The organism is Aequorivita echinoideorum (genome assembly GCF_018476645.1).
GTDB classification, from domain to species: Bacteria; Bacteroidota; Bacteroidia; order Flavobacteriales; family Flavobacteriaceae; genus Aequorivita; species Aequorivita echinoideorum.
This window is the reverse complement of the sequence record NZ_JAHCTB010000001.1, coordinates 650959-670126: the sequence shown is the minus strand read 5'-3', so window position 1 is coordinate 670126 and position 19168 is coordinate 650959. Positions and strand designations below refer to the sequence as shown.

At 34.9% G+C, this 19168-nt stretch carries 17 protein-coding genes and 1 pseudogene; 2 read left to right on the top strand and 16 right to left on the bottom strand.

Translation table 11 applies throughout. The annotated features are described in order from the left end of the window. Nucleotides 1–27: 27 nt before the first annotated feature. The gene (locus KIV10_RS03165) at nucleotides 28–267 is read left to right on the top strand and encodes a DUF6341 family protein (RefSeq protein WP_214112029.1); all 240 of its coding nucleotides are present in this window, start codon (nucleotides 28–30) and stop codon (nucleotides 265–267) included. On the opposite strand, the gene purD is transcribed toward KIV10_RS03165, so the two are convergent. Continuing rightward, nucleotides 264–1535 carry a phosphoribosylamine--glycine ligase gene (gene purD / locus KIV10_RS03160; RefSeq protein WP_214112028.1) on the bottom strand — a complete coding sequence of 424 codons (1272 nt, stop codon included), beginning with the start codon at nucleotides 1533–1535 and terminating at the stop codon, nucleotides 264–266. The genes KIV10_RS03165 and purD overlap by 4 nt on opposite strands. 69 nt (nucleotides 1536–1604) lie before the next feature. On the opposite strand from purD, the gene KIV10_RS03155 reads away from it, so the two are divergent. Further along, entirely contained in the window at nucleotides 1605–2912 is a 1308-nt protein-coding gene (locus KIV10_RS03155; protein WP_214112027.1) for a phenylacetate--CoA ligase family protein, read from the top strand. On the opposite strand, the gene KIV10_RS03150 is transcribed toward KIV10_RS03155, so the two are convergent. The 15 genes and pseudogenes from KIV10_RS03150 to KIV10_RS03080 form a co-directional block, all read right to left on the bottom strand. Further along, nucleotides 2904–3677, bottom strand: a complete 774-nt coding sequence (locus KIV10_RS03150) for a glycosyltransferase family 2 protein (RefSeq protein ID WP_214112026.1) — start codon at nucleotides 3675–3677, stop codon at nucleotides 2904–2906. The two genes, KIV10_RS03155 and KIV10_RS03150, sit on opposite strands and share 9 nt — an antisense overlap. 3 nt (nucleotides 3678–3680) lie before the next feature. Continuing rightward, a complete protein-coding gene (locus KIV10_RS03145) occupies nucleotides 3681–5033 on the bottom strand; it encodes an exopolysaccharide biosynthesis polyprenyl glycosylphosphotransferase (RefSeq protein WP_214112025.1) in 1353 nt (450 codons plus the stop codon). Beyond that, nucleotides 5033–6022 carry a UDP-glucuronic acid decarboxylase family protein gene (locus KIV10_RS03140; RefSeq protein ID WP_214112024.1) on the bottom strand — a complete coding sequence of 330 codons (990 nt, stop codon included), beginning with the start codon at nucleotides 6020–6022 and terminating at the stop codon, nucleotides 5033–5035. Before KIV10_RS03140 ends, KIV10_RS03145 begins: the two co-directional genes overlap by 1 nt. Further along, nucleotides 6019–7332, bottom strand: a complete 1314-nt coding sequence (locus KIV10_RS03135; protein WP_214112023.1) for a UDP-glucose dehydrogenase family protein — start codon at nucleotides 7330–7332, stop codon at nucleotides 6019–6021. The genes KIV10_RS03140 and KIV10_RS03135 overlap by 4 nt, the downstream gene beginning before the upstream one ends. Nucleotides 7333–7417: 85 nt before the next feature. Next, a complete protein-coding gene (locus KIV10_RS03130; protein ID WP_214112022.1) occupies nucleotides 7418–8638 on the bottom strand; it encodes an O-antigen ligase family protein in 1221 nt (406 codons plus the stop codon). A gap of 162 nt (nucleotides 8639–8800) precedes the next feature. Continuing rightward, complete coding sequence (locus tag KIV10_RS03125) at nucleotides 8801–9541, bottom strand: WecB/TagA/CpsF family glycosyltransferase (protein ID WP_214112021.1); 741 nt, start codon at nucleotides 9539–9541, stop codon at nucleotides 8801–8803. Then, nucleotides 9519–10700, bottom strand: a complete 1182-nt coding sequence (locus KIV10_RS03120) for a hypothetical protein (RefSeq protein WP_214112020.1) — start codon at nucleotides 10698–10700, stop codon at nucleotides 9519–9521. Before KIV10_RS03120 ends, KIV10_RS03125 begins: the two co-directional genes overlap by 23 nt. Next, nucleotides 10687–11928, bottom strand: a complete 1242-nt coding sequence (locus KIV10_RS03115; RefSeq protein WP_246516177.1) for an O-antigen ligase family protein — start codon at nucleotides 11926–11928, stop codon at nucleotides 10687–10689. The genes KIV10_RS03120 and KIV10_RS03115 overlap by 14 nt, the downstream gene beginning before the upstream one ends. A 69-nt stretch (nucleotides 11929–11997) precedes the next feature. Then, nucleotides 11998–12153: pseudogene (locus KIV10_RS14060) on the bottom strand (DapH/DapD/GlmU-related protein); the annotation flags it as partial. A 338-nt stretch (nucleotides 12154–12491) separates the two neighbouring features. Next, complete coding sequence (locus KIV10_RS14020; protein ID WP_214112018.1) at nucleotides 12492–13511, bottom strand: glycosyltransferase family 4 protein; 1020 nt, start codon at nucleotides 13509–13511, stop codon at nucleotides 12492–12494. 59 nt (nucleotides 13512–13570) lie between these two features. Continuing rightward, on the bottom strand, nucleotides 13571–14593 hold the full coding sequence (locus KIV10_RS03100) for an O-antigen ligase family protein (protein ID WP_407650143.1): 1023 nt from the start codon (nucleotides 14591–14593) through the stop codon (nucleotides 13571–13573). Nucleotides 14594–14895: 302 nt separating this feature from the next. After that, nucleotides 14896–16419, bottom strand: coding sequence for a D-glucuronyl C5-epimerase family protein (locus tag KIV10_RS03095; protein ID WP_214112016.1), 1524 nt, complete (start codon nucleotides 16417–16419; stop codon nucleotides 14896–14898). Between the two features lie 13 nt (nucleotides 16420–16432). Next, nucleotides 16433–16942: a hypothetical protein gene (locus KIV10_RS03090; RefSeq protein WP_214112015.1), complete on the bottom strand. Its 510-nt coding sequence runs from the start codon at nucleotides 16940–16942 to the stop codon at nucleotides 16433–16435. Continuing rightward, a complete protein-coding gene (locus tag KIV10_RS03085) occupies nucleotides 16942–17910 on the bottom strand; it encodes a glycosyltransferase family 2 protein (RefSeq protein ID WP_214112014.1) in 969 nt (322 codons plus the stop codon). Before KIV10_RS03085 ends, KIV10_RS03090 begins: the two co-directional genes overlap by 1 nt. Further along, nucleotides 17900–19159 carry an oligosaccharide flippase family protein gene (locus tag KIV10_RS03080; RefSeq protein WP_214112013.1) on the bottom strand — a complete coding sequence of 420 codons (1260 nt, stop codon included), beginning with the start codon at nucleotides 19157–19159 and terminating at the stop codon, nucleotides 17900–17902. Before KIV10_RS03080 ends, KIV10_RS03085 begins: the two co-directional genes overlap by 11 nt. Nucleotides 19160–19168 lie beyond the last annotated feature (9 nt).

The following is a 19168-nucleotide window of genomic DNA, read 5'->3' as shown; positions in this document are numbered from 1 at the left end:
TATTTTTGCTTTTTAAAGATTAAATATATGACTTGGCAAGATATCTGGGAAGGAATAGCTTCCCTTTTTGAGAATACACTTTTTTTACCATTGGATTTTTTCAGAATGACCGTTGACAGCTGGTGGCTGGCAAATATAATTTCTTGGATTTTTATCTTGATTTTTGCCTATCTTTTCATTTATTGGTTGCGCGTGCTCAAAGTATTTCATGACAACAATGAAGACGAGGTGCAATCTGCAGAAAGCCGCTGGACGCTTCGGGATTAAAGGTCGAAACCAATATCCTTACGATAATTCATCCTATCAAAATTTAGTTTTTCTATGTTTTGATAGGATTTTTTTAGCGCCTTTTTGAAATCCCCATCCATTGATGTTATTGCGAGGACCCGCCCTCCGTTGGTCATCACTTTTCCATCTTCCAATTTTGTTCCGGCGTGAAAAATTATGGAATCCTCTACGCCATTTAAACCCGAAATTTCCTTTCCCTTCTCATAATTTTCAGGGTAACCATCAGAAACAATCATCACCGTGGCGGCGGCTCTTTCATCAATTTCAATAGTTATTTCATTCAATTTCTTTTGAAATGTAGCCTCAAAAATTTCTACCAAATCTGTTTTGATGCGTGGCAAAACCACTTCCGTTTCCGGATCGCCCATACGCACGTTGTATTCAATAACATACGGTTCGTCACCAACTTTTATCAGCCCGATAAACACAAAACCTCTGTAATCGATTTTTTCTTCTGAAATACCGTTTATAGTAGGTTTTACTACCCTATCCTCAATTTTCTTCATCAGTATTTCATCAACGAACGGGACTGGAGAAACAGCTCCCATTCCGCCGGTATTCAAACCTTTATCGCCTTCGCCAATTCGTTTATAATCTTTTGCCGTGGGCAAAATTTTATAGTTTTTTCCATCGGTAAGTACGAATACGCTCAGTTCAATACCGTCCAAAAATTCCTCGATGACCACTTTTTCGCTGGCTGCGCCAAATTTGCCGTGGTTCAGCATATTTTCCAGTTCGTTTTGGGCTTCTTCCAACGATTGAAGAATAAGCACCCCCTTACCCGCCGCAAGTCCATCTGCTTTTAAAACATAGGGTGGTTTTAGGGTAGATAGAAATTCCTTACCGGCATCCAGGGATTTTTTGCTGAAACTGGCATAGGCAGCGGTGGGAATGTTGTGTTGCATCATAAATTCCTTAGCGCGTTCCTTGCTTCCTTCCAGTAAAGCACCACGTTTTGTGGGACCAATTATTTGCACATTTGCAAGTTTTTCGCTCTCCAAAAAATAATCGGCGATTCCCGCGACCAACGGATCTTCCGGCCCTACCACCACCATTTTGATATTATTTTCCAGCACACACTTTTTCACTTCCTCAAAATTGGATATATTCAAATTTAAGTTGGTCGCAATGGCAGCAGTTCCCGCATTTCCAGGCGCTACAAAGAGGGTGTCGCAATGCTTACTTTCTGAAATCTTAAAAGCAAATGCGTGCTCGCGGCCACCGGAACCGAGGATCAAAATATTCATGGGTCGATTGGTTTTTATTTCAGCTTCAAAAATAATTGTTTGTAAATTGAAACCCTAATTTATATTGCATTGAATCTTTTCGACTTTACGCTGCAAACCCAGGGATTTCCTATTTCGGAAGCTAAACGTAAATTGGCTGGAATCCAGCAAATTCCTGAAGTTGCATATCAAAATTACATTTCTGAGGCTCGAAAGAAGATTGTTGAATTTCATATAAAAAACAATGATTTTTACAAAAATTTCATTGGAAATATTGATTTCGAAAAGTGGGAAAATATTCCAATCCTTAAAAAATCTGATCTCCAAAAGCCACTCGCACAGCGACTTTCCAATGGTTTTTCTGAAAAGAATGTTTACATAAACAAAACATCAGGTTCCAGCGGGACACCTTTTATCTTTGCAAAAGATAGGTTTAGCCACGCACTCACTTGGGCCGAAAATATGGATAGGGTTGGCTGGTACGGTATTGATTTTAACACGCATCTGCAAGCACGTTTCTATGGTATACCGTTGGATTTTTTTGGTTACCGGAAAGAGCGGTTGAAGGATTTTTTGGCGAAGCGATATCGATTTCCGGTTTTTGATCTTTCCGAAGAAAAAATGGAGCATTTTCTCAACATTTTCCGAAGAAAAAAATTTCAATATATCAATGGTTATACGAGCGCAATTGTGTACTTCGCAAAATTTCTGAAGCGAAAAAACATCGTTTTAAATGAAATTTGCCCTTCTTTGAACTATTGCATTGTCACCAGCGAAATGCTTTTTGAAGAAGATAAAATAGTTTTGGAAAATGCTTTTGGCGTTCCCGTTGTTAATGAATATGGCGCTTCGGAACTGGATTTAATTGCATTCACAAATAAACGTGGTGAATTTATCCTAAACAGCGAAACGCTTTTTGTTGAAATTCTTGATGAAAACAACATTCCCGTAAAACACGGAAAGTCCGGACGTGTTATTATAACGTCACTCTACAATAAAGCGCATCCAATGATTCGTTACGAGATTGGCGATACCGGAATTTTGGCCGAGGAAAGCACTTTTAAAAAACCGATTTTAAAACGATTAGTTGGCCGCACCAATGATTTGGCTAAGCTTCCCAGCGGAAAAACAGTTCCTGGGCTTAGCTTTTATTACGTGACCAAAAGCATTATCGAGGACGATGGAAATGTGAAGGAATTTGTGGTGGAACAAACCGCTTTGGACGCTTTTAAGATAACGTATGTTTCGGAAAAAGAATTGGTTGCTGAGGAAATCGCCAAAATTGAAAATGCACTTTTTAGCTATCTTGAAAACGGCTTAAAAATTACTTTTGAACGAGTCGCTATTTTAATACGAAACAACCGCGGAAAGTTGAAACAGTTTGTTTCCTCACTTTAGTTTTTCGATATATTTCGGTCTTTGCATGAAATATTCCCAGAAAAAAAGTAGCAAAAAATAGAATGATTTTGGATAGGAATATTTCAAATAGTCCCTATAAAACAGGAAATTATAGTTTATAAGTTTCCATTTATTTGCACTCACCGAGCCTTTGCGCACACGATAAAATGCCAAATCCTGCTGGATTCCTAAGGCTGGTTTACCGCTCCGGTGAATAGCTTCCAGCCACACGGCCCAATCTTGCCGTTTTCGAATTTTGGGAGCCAGAATTTTTCCCAGACTTTCGGCATTATAAATTCCCGTGAGGTTGCCAATGTAATTGTTTAAACGTTGTTTTTTATAGGAAAGTGAAGATTTTGCAATAACCCTTTTATGAAGTGGATTTCCATTTTCATCTATATGAAGATAATTGCTGAAGCAGACGTCGCAATTATTCTGTTCCATAAAATCCGTTTGGATTTGCAATTTTTCAGGTTTCCACAGATCATCAGAGTCCAAAAAAGCAATGTATTTTCCGTTTGCTTTTTCGGTGGCGAGGTTTCGGCAGAAGGCTGCACCTTGGTTTTCATCAAGTCTAAAAAAACGAATTCTGGAATCCTTTTGTTTAAATTCCTCAATAATTTCTATGGAAGCGTCCCAAGAAGCATCGTCCACAATTATAAGCTCCCAATCTTTGTAAGTTTGATTGACAACACTTTCAATAGCTTTAGCAATAAACTGCGAAGAATTAAAAACTGGCGTAATTATGGAAACTATGCCAGACATATTTTAATACGCTTTTTCCTCTCCGCGGAGGGCATTGTAAATGGTCTGAAAAACGATTTTTATATCTAGAAATAAGCTCCAATTTTCAAGATAAAAAATATCAAACTTTACTCGATTAATGATGTCATTATCTGTTTCCACCTCACCACGAAAACCACTTACTTGTGCCAAGCCTGTAATCCCAGGTTTTATAAAGTGCCGCACCATAAACTTGTCGATGCGTTCCGCGTACATATGCGTATGGCTTACCATGTGTGGCCGTGGGCCCACCACAGACATATCTCCCTTAAGCACATTTATAAATTGTGGAAGCTCGTCCATACTGGTTTTTCTAATAATTCTACCTACGCGCGTTATACGTTCGTCTCCTTTGGTAGCTTGATAAATATGTGCACTGGGATTAGGTTTCATGGATCTGAATTTATAACAATAAAATTCTTTATAATCCAAACCATTTCTTTTTTGTTTGAAGAAAACTGGACCTTTCGATTCCAATTTGATAATTAGTCCTAATAACGGCGTGAGCCAAGAAAGTATGCCTACAATTACAATTACGGACAATAGAATATCAAAACTTCGTTTTATGAATTTATTGAACGGCTCATCCATTGGAATTTTGCGCATTGACAATATGGGAAGGACGCCATAATAGGTAAAATCCAATCTTTTGCTATAAATTTCTTTATTGTCCGGTAAGAATTTGAGGATTTTAAGGTTATTATCCACAAAATCCACCAACTTTAATAATTCTTTATTATTGAGCTCAGCAACGGATGAATAAATCTCATCAATGCCTTCCTGTACAATGTAATCAAAACATTCGTCCAGCGTTGTTTTATCACTCCCGCGAAGATCAAATGTTTTATAAAGTTTGTATCCGTAAACCGGATTGTTATTGAAAAATTTTCTCAGCTGATCGGTTTTTTGGTTCAAACCAATTATTACTACCTTACGCACATTCCCGCCCAAAATAAGTCGGTATTTTTTCAGAAGAAGAAAAATAGTCAGTTTTATAACGGTTATACAGAGCATAACCGTAATCGAGTAATAAAAAACTGTTTTATTGAGTATCGCAAACTCTTTGTAGAAACCAAAGAAGGCAAAAACGACCAATATAAAAATGGTTCCCTGCCTAGCAGAAAGCGTTATTATTCTTGTAATATGTGTAAAACGATAAATTTCATAAAAACCACTCCGCAAGGAAGTTAAAATCCACGCGATGGTAACAAAAACCACAAAATTGAAAAAGGGAAATCCAAAGCCAAAAAACTTAAATGCCAGAAAATGAATAAGGAAAAGGTCTATTCCGTAAGAAATAGGCCGCAATAATCCCGAGTATCTTCCACTTTTAAACATTATCCTCTATTATGTTTTGAAAAATCCTTATGCTCACTTTTAAAGAGTTCTTCTTTTGAAAGATTTTTAAAATATTCAAATGTTTTCTGCATCCCTTCTCTTCTGGAAACTTTTGGTTCCCATTCCAGTATCTGTTTCGCCTTGGTGATATCTGGCTCCCGCTGTAGCGGATCATCTTGCGGTAGGGGTTCAAAAACTATTTTCTGCTCTGTTCCCGTAAGTTTTATTATTTCATTGGCAAAATCCAAAATGGTAATTTCCTCAGGATTGCCTATGTTCATGGGCAACGCGTAATCACTCAGTAAAAGCCGATAAATGCCTTCAACCTCATCGTCCACATAACAAAATGAACGCGTTTGCGAGCCGTCACCAAAAACGGTCAAATTTTCCCCACGAAGCGCTTGCCCAATAAATGCCGGTATTACACGTCCATCATTCAGGCGCATTCTTGGCCCATACGTATTGAAAATACGAGCGATACGAGTTTCCAGACCGTGAAAACGGTGATACGCCATTGTTATTGATTCCTGAAAACGTTTGGCTTCATCATACACTCCACGCGGGCCTATGGTATTTACGTTCCCATAGTATTCCTCATTTTGTGGATGTATTAATGGATCTCCGTAAACTTCAGAAGTAGAGGCAATTAAAATACGAGCGTTTTTTTCTTTTGCCAATCCCAAGAGGTTATGTGTACCCAAAGACCCTACTTTTAAGGTTTGGATTGGGATTTTCAAATAATCGATAGGGCTTGCGGGCGATGCGAAATGTAGAATGTAATCCACATTGCCCGGCACATGCACGAACTTTGTGACATCGTGATGGTAGAATTCAAAATTCTCTAACTGAAAGAGGTGTGAAATATTTTTAAGGTCGCCGGTTATTAGGTTATCCATAGCAATAACGCGATACTCCTCACTAATAAATTTATCGCACAAATGCGATCCCAAAAACCCTGCGGCACCCGTTATTAAGACTGTTTTTCTCATAATTTCACATCCCGTCTTCCTATGGAAAAATAGGAAAATCCTTCTGCTTCAATATCGGTGGTATTATATAGATTTCTTCCGTCAAAAATAACTTGCCTACTTAATGAATCTTTCAACTTTTTGAAGTCCGGCGTTCTGAAAATGCTCCATTCGGTACAGATTAATAGCGCGTCGGCATTTTCAACGGCATCGTACATAGATTTGGAATATTTCAATTTATCTCCAAAACGTTTTTCAATATTTGGCATCGCTTCAGGATCAAAAACTTGAAGTGTCGCTCCTTTTTCAAGCAAGGCTTCCATTAAATCTATGGATGGTGCTTCGCGAATATCGTCCGTTTCGGGTTTGAAGGCCAACCCCCAAACTGCGATTGTTTTTCCCTTTAAATTATTTTCAAAATAGGATTCAATCTTGGGAAGCAAAACGGTTTTTTGGGCAGCGTTTATTTCGATTACACTATTCAAAATCTTAAAATCATACCCTTCATTTTTTCCTGCCTTCTGAAGCGCTTTTACATCTTTTGGAAAACAAGACCCACCGTAACCGATACCCGGAAAGAGAAAGCGCTTGCCAATGCGGCTATCCGTACCCATCCCGGCGCGAACCATGTCTACATCTGCACCCACTTTTTCACAATAATTGGCAATCTCGTTCATAAAAGTAATTTTGGTGGCGAGAAATGAATTTGCCGCATATTTGGTAAGCTCGGCAGATTTTTCGTCCATAATAATTATGGGATTTCCGGAACGCACAAATGGGTTGTAAAGTTTTTTCATCAATGCCGTGGCGCGTTCACTGCTGGAGCCGATTACAATCCTTTCGGGTTTCAGAAAATCGTCCACAGCGAAACCTTCACGAAGAAATTCTGGATTTGATACCACATCAAAATCGCATTGCGCATTTTTTGCGATTATTTGCTGCACTTTTTCAGCAGTACCCACGGGCACTGTGCTTTTGTCAACAATCACTTTGTACTCTTTTATGAGTTTCCCGATTTCTTCAGAAACATTTAAAACATAGGAAAGATCTGCGGATCCATCTTCATCTTCCGGCGTGGGAAGCGCAAGAAAAATAATTTCACCGTGGTTCAATCCCTCTTCCAAAGATGTGGTAAAGGAGAGCCGCTTGGCATTTATATTGCGTTCAAAAAGAACATCGAGGTGCGGTTCGTAGATGGGCACTTCGCCATTGCGCATTTTTTCAACCTTTGCGGCGTCAATGTCCACGCAAATAACTTCGTTTCCCGTTTCGGCGAGGCACGTACCGGTAACGAGACCTACGTAACCTGTTCCTATTACTGCTATTTTCATTTGTTGTTTTGCTTCACTTAGAGTCTTTACAAAAAGTGTTTCAGATTTAATTTAATTGGGCAAAAGTACAATTTGCAATTTTCTTTTAGCTTTTTTTTATTTCGTTGTTTGTCCCCGCTGTTATGCTTGTGGCAAGTACAATTAAAATGAAACCCATATAATATGCCCCAATTTGCCTTTGAAAAACATTTTCCACCGAACAATACATAACCAAAATGGCGAGCATTGCAGTGGGCAAAAAGTAGTTATGTACTTGAATGAAATTCAGAATAATGAATAAAACAAATAGAAAAAATGCGATGAAACCGGCGCTAAGATAAAAATCTATGAATTGGCTGTGCGTATTGTAGCGCTGGCTGATGAACTTTTGTTCGGTTGCTTTATCAATGATTTGGGTGTCATAACAGCTTACCAGTTTGTCTTTTGTTTCGTAAAAACCTGCACCTGTTAAGGTAAAGCCTTCGTTTCTGATTATTTCTTCGGCGCATTGCCATACTACCGTTCTTATTTCCCAGGTTATGGAATTTTCTATGAAATTAGGGGCTCCTTCACCGGGTTTCAATTTATTGAAAGCTTGTTTTTCATATTTCATAACCCCAAAAAAACCCACTAGGGCTGCGAGGGCTAAGGATGCTGCGACCATTTTCCAGACTTTTTTCTTTCCGTAAAATTGGCGAATCAAAAATAAAACAGTTAATACTATGATAGAAATTTTTGATGCGATAAGAATTATAAAAACCAGATTGATTATAATGTTCGCCAAATAATAATTGTTGTTGGGGTGAAATTTTTTCTTAATTGCCAGAAAAGAAATCAATATACTGAAGGTGCTCAGCAAGCCCAAATACAACCTATCAACCAACAATGACTCCACCACCTGTGGCGATTCACCCAGCGCGAAACTACCCGTTTCGTGCGTGATCAAAACAAAATTGTAAACGGAATAGATAATGGCAACCAAGGATGAAAATATAATGGCGCTGTTTAGTTTCCTGACATCTGCAATGGGAATGTAGAGAATGACCAAACCGAAGGAAAGCAGGACCTTACTGATGATTTTAAAATCTGAATCTATTCTACCCGCAAGCGTGGAATTAATCAATAGATAGGCACAAAGAAGAAAAAGAATGGCTACGGACCAAGATTTTAACTTTTTGAAATCGTTTTTCTTAACTATAAATGGAAAGGCAACTACCAATAACGCCAAAAGAATGTTTGGAAAAATGCGTCCGTGATCGTCAAACGGAATAATGAAATAGAGCAATAAAAACGCATACGGATAAATGGCTGCCAAAAGAATCCTCATAAATAATGGTGCGCTTTAAATTTTAGGGGAAGATAAAAACTATATCACTAATAAAAAATTAATACCGCAACCTAATTACAGAGAACCCATACATTATCCATACATCATCTATACTTTATCTGGGGAGTATGTGTAGGTGAATCCTAAGTTTATGTAGTCAGCTTATTTTTTTCTGAAACGCTCCCTGAGCACGAGCCAGACGAATTTGGAATTCCCAACCAGATAACGCTTCCACATGCGCCGTGGTTCCTGAAGAAAACGGTAAAACCACTCCAGTCCAGCATCTTGCATCCATTTTGGAGCGCGTTTTGTTTTTCCCGCAACAACATCAAAACTACCGCCAACACCCATAATAAGGTTTACGTTTTTGAGAATATCGCGATGGCGGTAAAGAAAATTCTCTTTTATAGGGGAAGAAATGGCTACGAAAAGCATCTGCGTTCCGCTATTGGCAATTTGTTTTGCTATTTCCTCTTCATCGGAAGCTGAAAAATAGCCGTTTCTGTACCCTGCGATAAGTTCTGGTGAGTAATGGGATGCATACTTTTCGGCAACAGACTTAACAACATCTTCCGTAGCGCCAAAAAGAAATATTTTGTTTTTGTGCCTATGAGCCATTTCCACAAGATTTGCCATTAGGTCGATGCCTGCAACCCGTTCCTTTAGGGGTTGTTTCAGAAATTTTGATGCCCAAACTACGGCCTGCCCATCTGCATTTATGATGTGGCTTTGGTTCACGCTTTCCCTAAGCTGCATATCCTTCTGCATGGAGACCACTTTCCCGGCATTAACCACAACGTGGTGCAATTGTTCCTTCTTAGAAATCTTTTCCTCTACCAGCGCAAGGGTCTCGGCCATGGAGAGATTGTCTATGGTGGTGTTAAGGATTTTGATTCTGTTCATTCAGTTGGATATTATTGCAATACGGCGGGCGTTCTGTCAAAATTTCTTTTAAAATGAGGAGATAGATTGCCACGGAAGCATTTTCGAAAAAATTTCCGGCCAAAAATACCATAACTCCGAGGACAATAACAATTATGTATCCATTTTTAACCATTGATTTGGGGATGAAAGCTTTACAATAAACAAATAGATAAAGCAAACCACCAAGAATACCCCAAAATAAAAAAATATCTATAAAGCCCAATTGGGAGCGTGTTGCCAAATCTGAAATTCCACCGAACAAATAGTTTGGCCATTGCCAATTGTTTGTTATGAAAGGGATTGTATTGTTAATAAGTAATTCATCACGGAAAGAAAGTATTGAAGAAACAATGCCTTTTTCAGTTCTAATATCATTGAATTTTCCCCAATGAAAAAAGAAAAAATAGAGAAGCGATACTGCAATAATCCCGATGAATGTAAAAAGGACATTTCTTTGTTGTTTGCTAATTTTTAAAAATGAATAAACATACATTATCAAAGCCCCGAGAATGAATAGGTATAAAATTTTAGTACCCGTAAGTAAACTGCAAATGATGATAAGCAATGACTTCCAGTTTTTTAAAAACTGGTCTTTGTATTTCAGTAAAAAATAAAATATGGCAATGGCATAAATATAGGAGCTGGTGGAGGTATTAATAAATATGCCGTTATAGCCAAACCTTGCGCCCACGTATGATTTGAAAAAATATATTTCAAACAAAAGCCCTAAAAATATTAGAATACCATTAAAAACTAGTATGTGCTCAAATGTTTTGAAAAGAAACTGAACTCCGGCCCTGGAAACGCTGTATTTGCTGAAATAGGCAAAAAGAAAAACTGGGAACAAGTATTTGCTGAAGGATACTAAAATCTCAGTTTGAAATCCATTGTTCAAAAAAAATTGCCCAATTGAAAAGGAAACAAAAAGCACAACTGTGTACAGTATAATTTTAGTGTTTTTTAAAAGCGCCACACCCAAAAAAACAAAAACAGCTGTTTTAATCATTCTTGGAATATCCGATTTGCCACCATCAAAATAAATAAAGTATTTGCTGAACGCTTCTGAAACGAAAAACACTAATAGCAATAAGGCTGTCAAATACTGCTGGATAATTTTTTTTGTTTTAGCGAGATTCATCTTGGGGTTTATTTAAAAATGCCTCAAAATTTAAAAAAAATAGAACCGTACCAAACATTGCCACAAATGTTATTGCGGCGTTGTTTTTTAAATAGCTTTCAAAACAACATATGGTCACAACCATCGAAAACAATAGGAAATAAATAAAATTTTTGCTTTTTAACGCAAAAAATAAATTTGAAAACAGATAGAAAAGCAATATCAACAAGCCAAACATCCCAAATTCCAGTGCAAAAGACAGATAAATGTTGTGAGAGTCGTAACGGTTTTTTAAAGCCGTAAGCAATCCGTTTTTTTTATAATAACGCGCAAGAAGGTCCTTTTCTGAATGGGTTCCATAACCGAAAACAGGTTTTTCATTAAAAGCTTCCAAGCCTGACTTCCATCTGGCTATTCGGGAATCTGAATCAACCTTTTCATTATAAGCGGTACCTACTTGGTCCGTAAGTTCCCAACTTAATTCATCGGTAATTCTTGATATAATAAATGTATTGGAAAGCGCAAAAACGGTGAAAACTGAAATTATTACACAAGCTCCAATAGTCATAATTAAGTAGCGCATTTTTTTTCTTCTATAAAAAAGAAGTATCGCTTTCAAAATAAAGAAAGTTAAAAGAGACGTATATAAAAGAAAGATTATCCGGGAATTGATAAAAACAATTCCTATTGAAAGTATCAAAACTCCCAAAAAAAACAGGAGCTTTCTTTTTTGCGGACTGAAAATTTTTTCGAATAAAATCCCAATTGCCAAAACTACGTAAGCGCCCAAATACGTTGGGTGAATTTCAAATAAATGTGTGAAATAATAATATGTATAATAGTAATTGAAAATTTCATCATCAAACCTCAACAGTGGCCGTGTAGCAAAATAATTGAGGAAATTGTTGGTTAAAAGGATTACCAAAGAGGTTACACAACCAACAACCAATCCATTGAAAAGATTTTTTTTGAAACCCTTTAAAGTGGGGGCAGCATAAAAAAAAAGCAGCAAAGGGCAGAGTAAAAAAGCTATATTCCGGCCAAGTATTTTTGTGCCTTCAAAAGCGGGCGATGAATAGAATAGGCCAATGCAATTGAGCAAAAAAATTGGCAGGGTTGTAAACAATAATGTTTTTGGATCCCTCAAAACCCATTGTTTCTTGATAAATAGATAATATGCCGACCCAAGGAAGAATAGTATTAAAAAAAAATTGCTTGCCTCAATTTTTAAAGGAAGAAAAAATGCCATCAAAAAAGCTGTTGCGTTAAGAAACTTCATTATTTTGGCATTCATAATATTTTCCAATGACTATTATTTTCTGTTTTTTATAAATTTTGCGGGAACGCCCCCAACTATGATATAGGGGTCAACATTTTTGGTAACAACGGCTCCTGCTCCCACAATCGCGCCTTCGCCTATAACAATTCCCGGCATTACCACAACGTTTCTGCCCAGCCAAACATTGTCCTTTATAGTAGGCGGATTGGGTAGCGTATCGCCTTGATCAACAATAGGAATCTCTATATTTTCGTGGTTATGGGAAACGCTTAAAATGGAAACATTTGGCGCAATAAGAACATTATTGCCAATATATGCTCCTTGAATAAAAACATTTTCATTAATCCTGCAATTGTGCCCCATTTTTATATTCTTTCCGGTTGAAAGGTAAACATTGTGCTCAATCTTACTTAGTTTGCTGTAAGGCATTAATTTTAGCACCTTTGAAACGTACCAAACCCTTAAAGTATTTGAAAATGACAAAAATCTGGAATGTGGCAGATTGTAAAAAATGGTGTAATAAATTGCGAGTTTCAGTTTTTGGTACATAATTGCTCTAATTTAGCATTTAACTGCGCTATTACGTAGTTTGCCTCATATTTTTGTGCGGTTTTAAATGCTGCTTCCCGCAATTCGTTTTTCTCTTCTTTTGAAAAATTCAAATACTTTTCTATACTTTTTGCCAGTTCTTGCGTATTTCCAGGCTCAAATAACAATCCATTTTTAGTGTTATCAATATAGGTTTTAAGTCCTGCAATATTGCTCCCTATAACTGGAGTTTTACAGCTCATTGCTTCTAAACCAACTAATCCAAGACTTTCTGCCTCTCTTCTTGTTGGAAAAACCATTATGTCCATTTGGTTGTAAAGATTGACCAATTGATCTTGTTTTACCAGCCCGAGAAAATTAACATTATCTGTTAGGTCTAAATCAGCTATTAGTTGCTGCATTTTGTTCTCCTCGAGTCCCTGCCCAGCAATTATAGCCTTGAAGTTTATGCCTTTTAGTTTTAAAATGTGTAAGGCTTTTAAAAAATCGTCCCAGCCTTTTCCAGCATCTATTCGGGAAATCATTCCAAATATAGGTACTGTATTTTCAGGTCTAGGAATGTTATAGAATTTGTTGCCGTCAATACCGCCTGAGGGTGATGTAAAAATTTTTTGAGCATTTAAAAATGGGTAGTTTGACAGCATTATATTTTGAAAATATGAAGACGGAACTACAATCAAATCTGTTTTTTTCAATACAAATTTATTAAGTTTATCTATTTTTTTTCCTTTCGATTTTATAATATCGTCCCCATGAACATTTACTACCAAGGGTTTTTTCTTCCCAAAGAAAAACAGTAGTAGCGTGAGTATGGGAGCGTTGTGACTTAAAAAATGAACATAAAGCAAATCGAACTCTTTGATTAAATAATTTTTTGATATGGAAAGATAATATTTGGAATAGGAAATTAACTTTCTGACCTTGTTTGATCGTTTTCCATTTATAACAGAAACTGCGGAAAATACCACATCTCTTCCTTCTAAATGGGTTTTAAAGTTTTTCACAAAAACCCCAAAAAGTGGATCTTTTTGTGAAGGAAACATATTTGAGATTAAAAATATTTTCATTTCATAATATTTTCAATTCCTAAGTTTTCAGATTTTTTAAAATACATTAATGAAAAAAGAAGTCCCATAAAAACAGCTATCATTCCAGAACTATAAACGTGTCCTGCAGTAGCAGATATTCCGAATAGAGCTAATATCATTAACAAAACGAATTTTGAATATATAAATCTATTATTTTTGGAAAAGCGAATGGCCTGTATTACTAAATATGTATTTACCAGAGCTAAATAAATTAATCCCATTATTCCCAAAGAAAATAGGATATCCGCCATATCAATTTCCACAATTTCACCATTATTTAAAAGCTCATAATTGGCTTGCCCAATACCAATTATTTTTTCAATAAAGTTATAATGCTGTAAGTAATTATCATATGCGTGTTTAAAAAATACATTCCGGTTTGAAAGTAAGAATGTTAAAAAATCTTTCTTACCATAAAAATACTGTAACCTTATAAATAAATCTGTATCTCTTATAAAAACCCAAGCAAAATATATTGCTGCGGGAATTAGCGCAAACAAGGATATTACGAAGAAAAAAACCCTTTTGAAATTCAATTTAAATGAAGGTCTTTTCAACGGAATTAATAGAAAAATTAACAGAACTCCAAAAGATCCAGTTTTTGAGCCAATTGTCAAACCGGCAAAAAAAGTAAGTGCCCAAAATAAAAAATACTTTAGCTTTTCTCCTTTCCTCCATAACTCAAAAGCTATGATTGCACTTAAAATTACCAAAAGTGCTGAAATTTCATTTCCAGCATATATGTAGCCTTTGCTGCCTATATTTCCATATTCATACATTGGGTATCCCAATCCTACATATTTAAGGAAAACATTACCAATTAGCACAATGTAGGAAAACTTAACAAGCTTTAAAGCAATGTCTATACCTCTCTGCCCTTCCCTTTTTAAATAATCCACAAAAAACAAAAATGCAAATAGCGGTGTAAGGTATTTTGAAATTTTTATAACATCTGTAAAAAAAAAAGATACATCACTTTGTTTAATGATTTGATACAACGTGGGCAAAATGAGCAATGCAAAGAAAAAAACAGAAACGAATAGCGCTTTTGGCCTTAATAAAAACCGGAAAATCAAAATTAAAATTACAATTAGTTTATAGAACTGCCCAATGCTTATAGGTAAAACGATGCCCTTTTGAAGAACAAATCCATGCAGGGTATCAACGGGAATAAGCCCAAACATTAAAATTATTATTAAACTGTCGAGATGTTTTATTGTAAACATAATTTACTGCTATCTTTTATACATCTTTTGTTTATTTCACAAAATTTAATTTTATTTAAAAGCAATATAAAACTCTATTCGTAAATACTTAACAGTTTTTTATCTACTGTTTCTAAAATATATTCAATATCCTTTTCCCTATCATACAAAAAATTAATTTCCCTAAGTGCGATAACGTGTGCTGAATCTGTATGAAAAACCAATTTAATTTTTGAAGTTTTTATACTTTCAAAAATTTTGTAATGCTCAATAAACGTTTCATAGTTTGATGTAATGTTATATCCAGCAACTCTGTCCTTAATTTCCTTCGTTAAAAAGCGCTGTTTCAAATCCCATTTTTCTGTATTTTCATTGAGAGCATATAAATCGAAATCTATTTCCGAACTCACTTTATTTACATGGAAAAGGGAAATGGCATAAAACTCTTCTTTTACATCTCCAAAATCAATTATAAGTTCTGAGTTTTGATAGGAACTCCAAAAATTTCCATACGCCCATAACTCATCAGTCAAATTATTAGGTCCGTGTTGTTCACAATCAATACAGTTACTTGAAATAATAGTATCAATTTTAGACTTTAATCTATATCCATTCATTTTGGGGAAAAAATCTCCTTTATCATTTTCTAAAAAGATTTTTGCATAATTTTTAAAAATGGGATCTTGGGTTATTTTATAGAGCCACAACAATTGTAAAATGTGTATTTCGTGATAGTATTCTTTTACAACCTCATTTTTCCAGTCTGCAAGGTTATAGCGGGAAGTATAACCTGCATCATAGCTATGCAGATGGTTCTTTATAGTCCTGACCCCAGCATTGAATATTTGTAATGCTAGCTGACTCCCAGATGCTTCGTAAACTTGATATACACCGGCAAGTCCAAAAACAGCCCCATTGAGTACGCGTGAAGGTCTTGGTGTAGCATATTCCTCAAACCAAGCCTCGTCGGTATCCCAATTCCTAAGAAAACCGCCCTTTTCTATGGGAATTAAAAAGCCTTTAAGTCCTTTTTCTATTATTTCTAAATATACCTTATCTTTTGTAATTTCATATCCTGCAAGACAAAGACTCAACATTTCTCCCTGACCCATTGCAGAAGTCCACGGTTTATTGATATGGTAAGCTGGCTGTGGTTGGGTAAAAACCCAAAAGCCATAATTACCGTGATCTTCAAAATTATCTTTTGCCCATTTTGCCTGGTTTAACAAAATTTGCTTTGCTTCTTCAGAACCTGTATTGTGATACTTGTTAATAGCGCGCATTCCCATTTGGGCAATCGCCGTTGGAAAATAACTTCCATCGGGTTGAGAAACCACTCCATTTTCATCCAACTGCACCTTTTTGATCATTTCAATATTATCACTCTCAAAGAAAAATTTTGTTTGTTCTTTTTTTATTTCAATTTTATAGTCCGCTTCAAGATCAAGTTTTTCGAGATTAGTTACTTGGGTGAATTTATTGTTTAATTCGGGTATTGAATCTTTTGATGGGATTATGGCGGTATTGTCTAATTCTGGTTCGGCCTCATTTTTTTTACAAGAAAGAAATGATAGACAAATAAATATTATAAGCCTGAGATTTTTATATCTGAAATCCATATAATTTATTATTTTATCTTAAATCTATATTTTTGATATAGACCATATTACCAATAACCCCAGTATAATTGTTTCTTCCAGAAAGATAGATGTGGATACTATCCAAGTATTGGGCTGGTGGCAATACTGTTTCAATAATGTATTTATGCTTGCCGTAATTTTTTAGGTTTGGTTTCATTTGATGAATGATATACCCATTAGTGTCTTTTAATGTTTTTTTGTCGGCAAAATAAACCAATCCCAGCCCATATTTTTCAATAACGCTTTTTTCAGCATCATCACTAAGTTGAAAAATAAATCTATAATTCAAGGAATCTTTTTTAAAAAAAGCAATTTTTTTTATAAAATACCCATCTAGCATTTTTTCATTTATGTAACGCGTTTTTCTGTAATCTGAAAGTCCATTTTCCAATGATTTTTCAAGAGTATAATTTTGGCAAGAAATAAATGATAACATAATTAAAACAAAATAAGGCAATAGATTACCTATTTTATATATTTTGTTTTTTTTTTTGAAATCCATTATATCTTTTTAATTTTTTTATAGAGCATATTGGCAAGTAAAGGATTTATGGACACCAAAATTTTTAGGGGAAGATTTGTATATTCATTACCAAGTATGCTTAGGCGGTTTTTTTTATAAATAGTTTTATATTTTTTGTATTCAACCAGTTCCTCATTTTTCATTTTTTTATGAAAATAATCTGGTGCGCTTAAAAAGGTGTATATCAAAATTTTGTGTATTGCCTTTTTCATACTAACACTTTGGGTTTTATGTATAAGCTTGTCGAGCGTTATCATTAAAGAAACATAGCCTTGGGTTTTTTTCAAAGTGATTCCCGATGTCATTGTGGAATTATTCCTAACGATGTAATTGTAAATTACGATCTTTTCGCTTTTTACTCTTTGTGAAATTAAAAGAGCGCGGACCACAAAATCTACGTCCTCAAACTTCCTATCTTCAAACTGAATTTTATTGCTATTCAGAAAAGATCTTTTCCAAAGTTTATTCCACACAACTACAGCTATATCTCCAGATTTCGCCACATATTCTTCACCCGAAAGAACATCATGCATCGATTCTTTAATGTATGATGGTTTAATTTCACTTTTATTATCTGTTATTTTATTATATCTTGCCTCAAGAATATCCAAATCATATTTCTTGGAAATATCATAAAGTTTTTTTAGAACATTCTCTTCTAAAAAATCGTCACTATCCAAAAATAAAATATAATCTCCTACTGCTTTTGACAGTGCCAAATTTCTGGCAAATGCTTGCCCTCGATTTTCCTTTAATCTTAATAATTTTATTCTATTATCAGTTCTTTGAATTTTTAAAATTGTTTCATATGATGTGTCTGTTGACGCATCATCAACAATAATTATTTCAATATTTTTCAGGTCTTGTTTTAAAACACTATTAATGCAGCGCATTATATATTCCTGCGTATTGTAAACAGGAATAATTATAGATATATCAATAGGCATTTTCACGCTTTTTTATAGTTTTTATTAAATACAGTAAGGAAACTGACATTAATATTATTTCTGAAAAAATTCTAAGAAAAGCTACTCCTTCCAGTCCATAAACCGGTACGAGTAAATAACTAAGAATGAATATTATAATTGTGAAAAAAATATGTATTTTAAGGAAAAGACCGTCCTTATTTAAGCTTAACAATCCCTGATAGCTAAACAAATTGGTGAGTACGGTGAATGTTGGCAAAAATGCCAAAATCTTTAATGTATCTGTAGCATAAAGATATTCTGCCCCAAAGATTATTTTTATGATTAATTCGGCGAATACAAAAGTTACAATCCCGATGATAAATGTGATGAAAAATATATATTTTGAAGCTTTAAAAATGTGTTTTTTAAATTTATTTAAATTTTCATTAGCGGCTTTTGCTATAAATGGAAAAAAGGCTTGGCTAAATGGCATTAAAACCAGCACTTGTACTGTCATCACAAGTTTATTGGCGGTAGAATATGCCCCTATTTCCAAATCGGAGCCATATTTTTGAAGTAGTATAAACGCGTAACTCACAAAAAACATTACAAGAATTGTTGTCAAAAAAACATTAAACCCATCTTTAAACTGTGCCTTAACCTGCTTAATGTTAGTTTTATAAAATCTATAATTATATTTTGTAAATAGAATATATATTGAAACAAGACCAATGATTATTTGTGCCAATGATAAAAATAAATTATAAAACCAAAAATCTTTGCTCTCATTAATTAGAAAAATAACACCACTTACAACAATAAGTTTGATGGCTAAATTGATATAAGCTATAGTGGCCAATTTCTCCAAGCCTTGAAAAAACCAAAGTGGAAAAAGAAAAAACCCAAAATTTATAAGAAATGTTACAGAAAGTAGAATTGACATCTTGTTTAAATCCTCATCGAAATAAAGTAAGATGCAAAATATTAGGATTGATAATAAAAACAGAATAAATTTTGAAATGTAAACGTTTGTTACAATTTGGTTTATTTTCCTTTTATCTTCTCTGTGTATTGAAATTTGCCTTGTTGCTGTTAAATTGAATCCGTAATCAATTAAAACAGTAAAATATAAAACCAAGGTTCTTGCATATTCTAACTTCCCATAGTTTTCAATACCTATAATTCTGCTAATATATGGCACAATTAACAAGGGAATTACAAAGTTGGCTATTTGGATAAGTACCAAGGATGACATATTTTTAAATAATGTAGATTTATAAAATGTCATCCTGATTTT

Coding starts and splice junctions, on each gene's coding strand:
- KIV10_RS03125 (WP_214112021.1), bottom strand. CDS start 9,541: ATGAACAGAATCAAAATCCTTAACACCACCATAGACAATCTCTCCATG.
- KIV10_RS03145 (WP_214112025.1), bottom strand. CDS start 5,033: ATGTTTAAAAGTGGAAGATACTCGGGATTATTGCGGCCTATTTCTTAC.
- KIV10_RS03150 (WP_214112026.1), bottom strand. CDS start 3,677: ATGTCTGGCATAGTTTCCATAATTACGCCAGTTTTTAATTCTTCGCAG.
- KIV10_RS03130 (WP_214112022.1), bottom strand. CDS start 8,638: ATGAGGATTCTTTTGGCAGCCATTTATCCGTATGCGTTTTTATTGCTC.
- purD (WP_214112028.1), bottom strand. CDS start 1,535: ATGAATATTTTGATCCTCGGTTCCGGTGGCCGCGAGCACGCATTTGCT.
- KIV10_RS03095 (WP_214112016.1), bottom strand. CDS start 16,419: ATGGATTTCAGATATAAAAATCTCAGGCTTATAATATTTATTTGTCTA.
- KIV10_RS03140 (WP_214112024.1), bottom strand. CDS start 6,022: ATGAGAAAAACAGTCTTAATAACGGGTGCCGCAGGGTTTTTGGGATCG.
- KIV10_RS03090 (WP_214112015.1), bottom strand. CDS start 16,942: ATGGATTTCAAAAAAAAAAACAAAATATATAAAATAGGTAATCTATTG.
- KIV10_RS03085 (WP_214112014.1), bottom strand. CDS start 17,910: ATGCCTATTGATATATCTATAATTATTCCTGTTTACAATACGCAGGAA.
- KIV10_RS03165 (WP_214112029.1), top strand. CDS start 28: ATGACTTGGCAAGATATCTGGGAAGGAATAGCTTCCCTTTTTGAGAAT.
- KIV10_RS03080 (WP_214112013.1), bottom strand. CDS start 19,159: ATGACATTTTATAAATCTACATTATTTAAAAATATGTCATCCTTGGTA.
- KIV10_RS03115 (WP_246516177.1), bottom strand. CDS start 11,928: ATGGCATTTTTTCTTCCTTTAAAAATTGAGGCAAGCAATTTTTTTTTA.
- KIV10_RS03120 (WP_214112020.1), bottom strand. CDS start 10,700: ATGAATCTCGCTAAAACAAAAAAAATTATCCAGCAGTATTTGACAGCC.
- KIV10_RS03135 (WP_214112023.1), bottom strand. CDS start 7,332: ATGAAAATAGCAGTAATAGGAACAGGTTACGTAGGTCTCGTTACCGGT.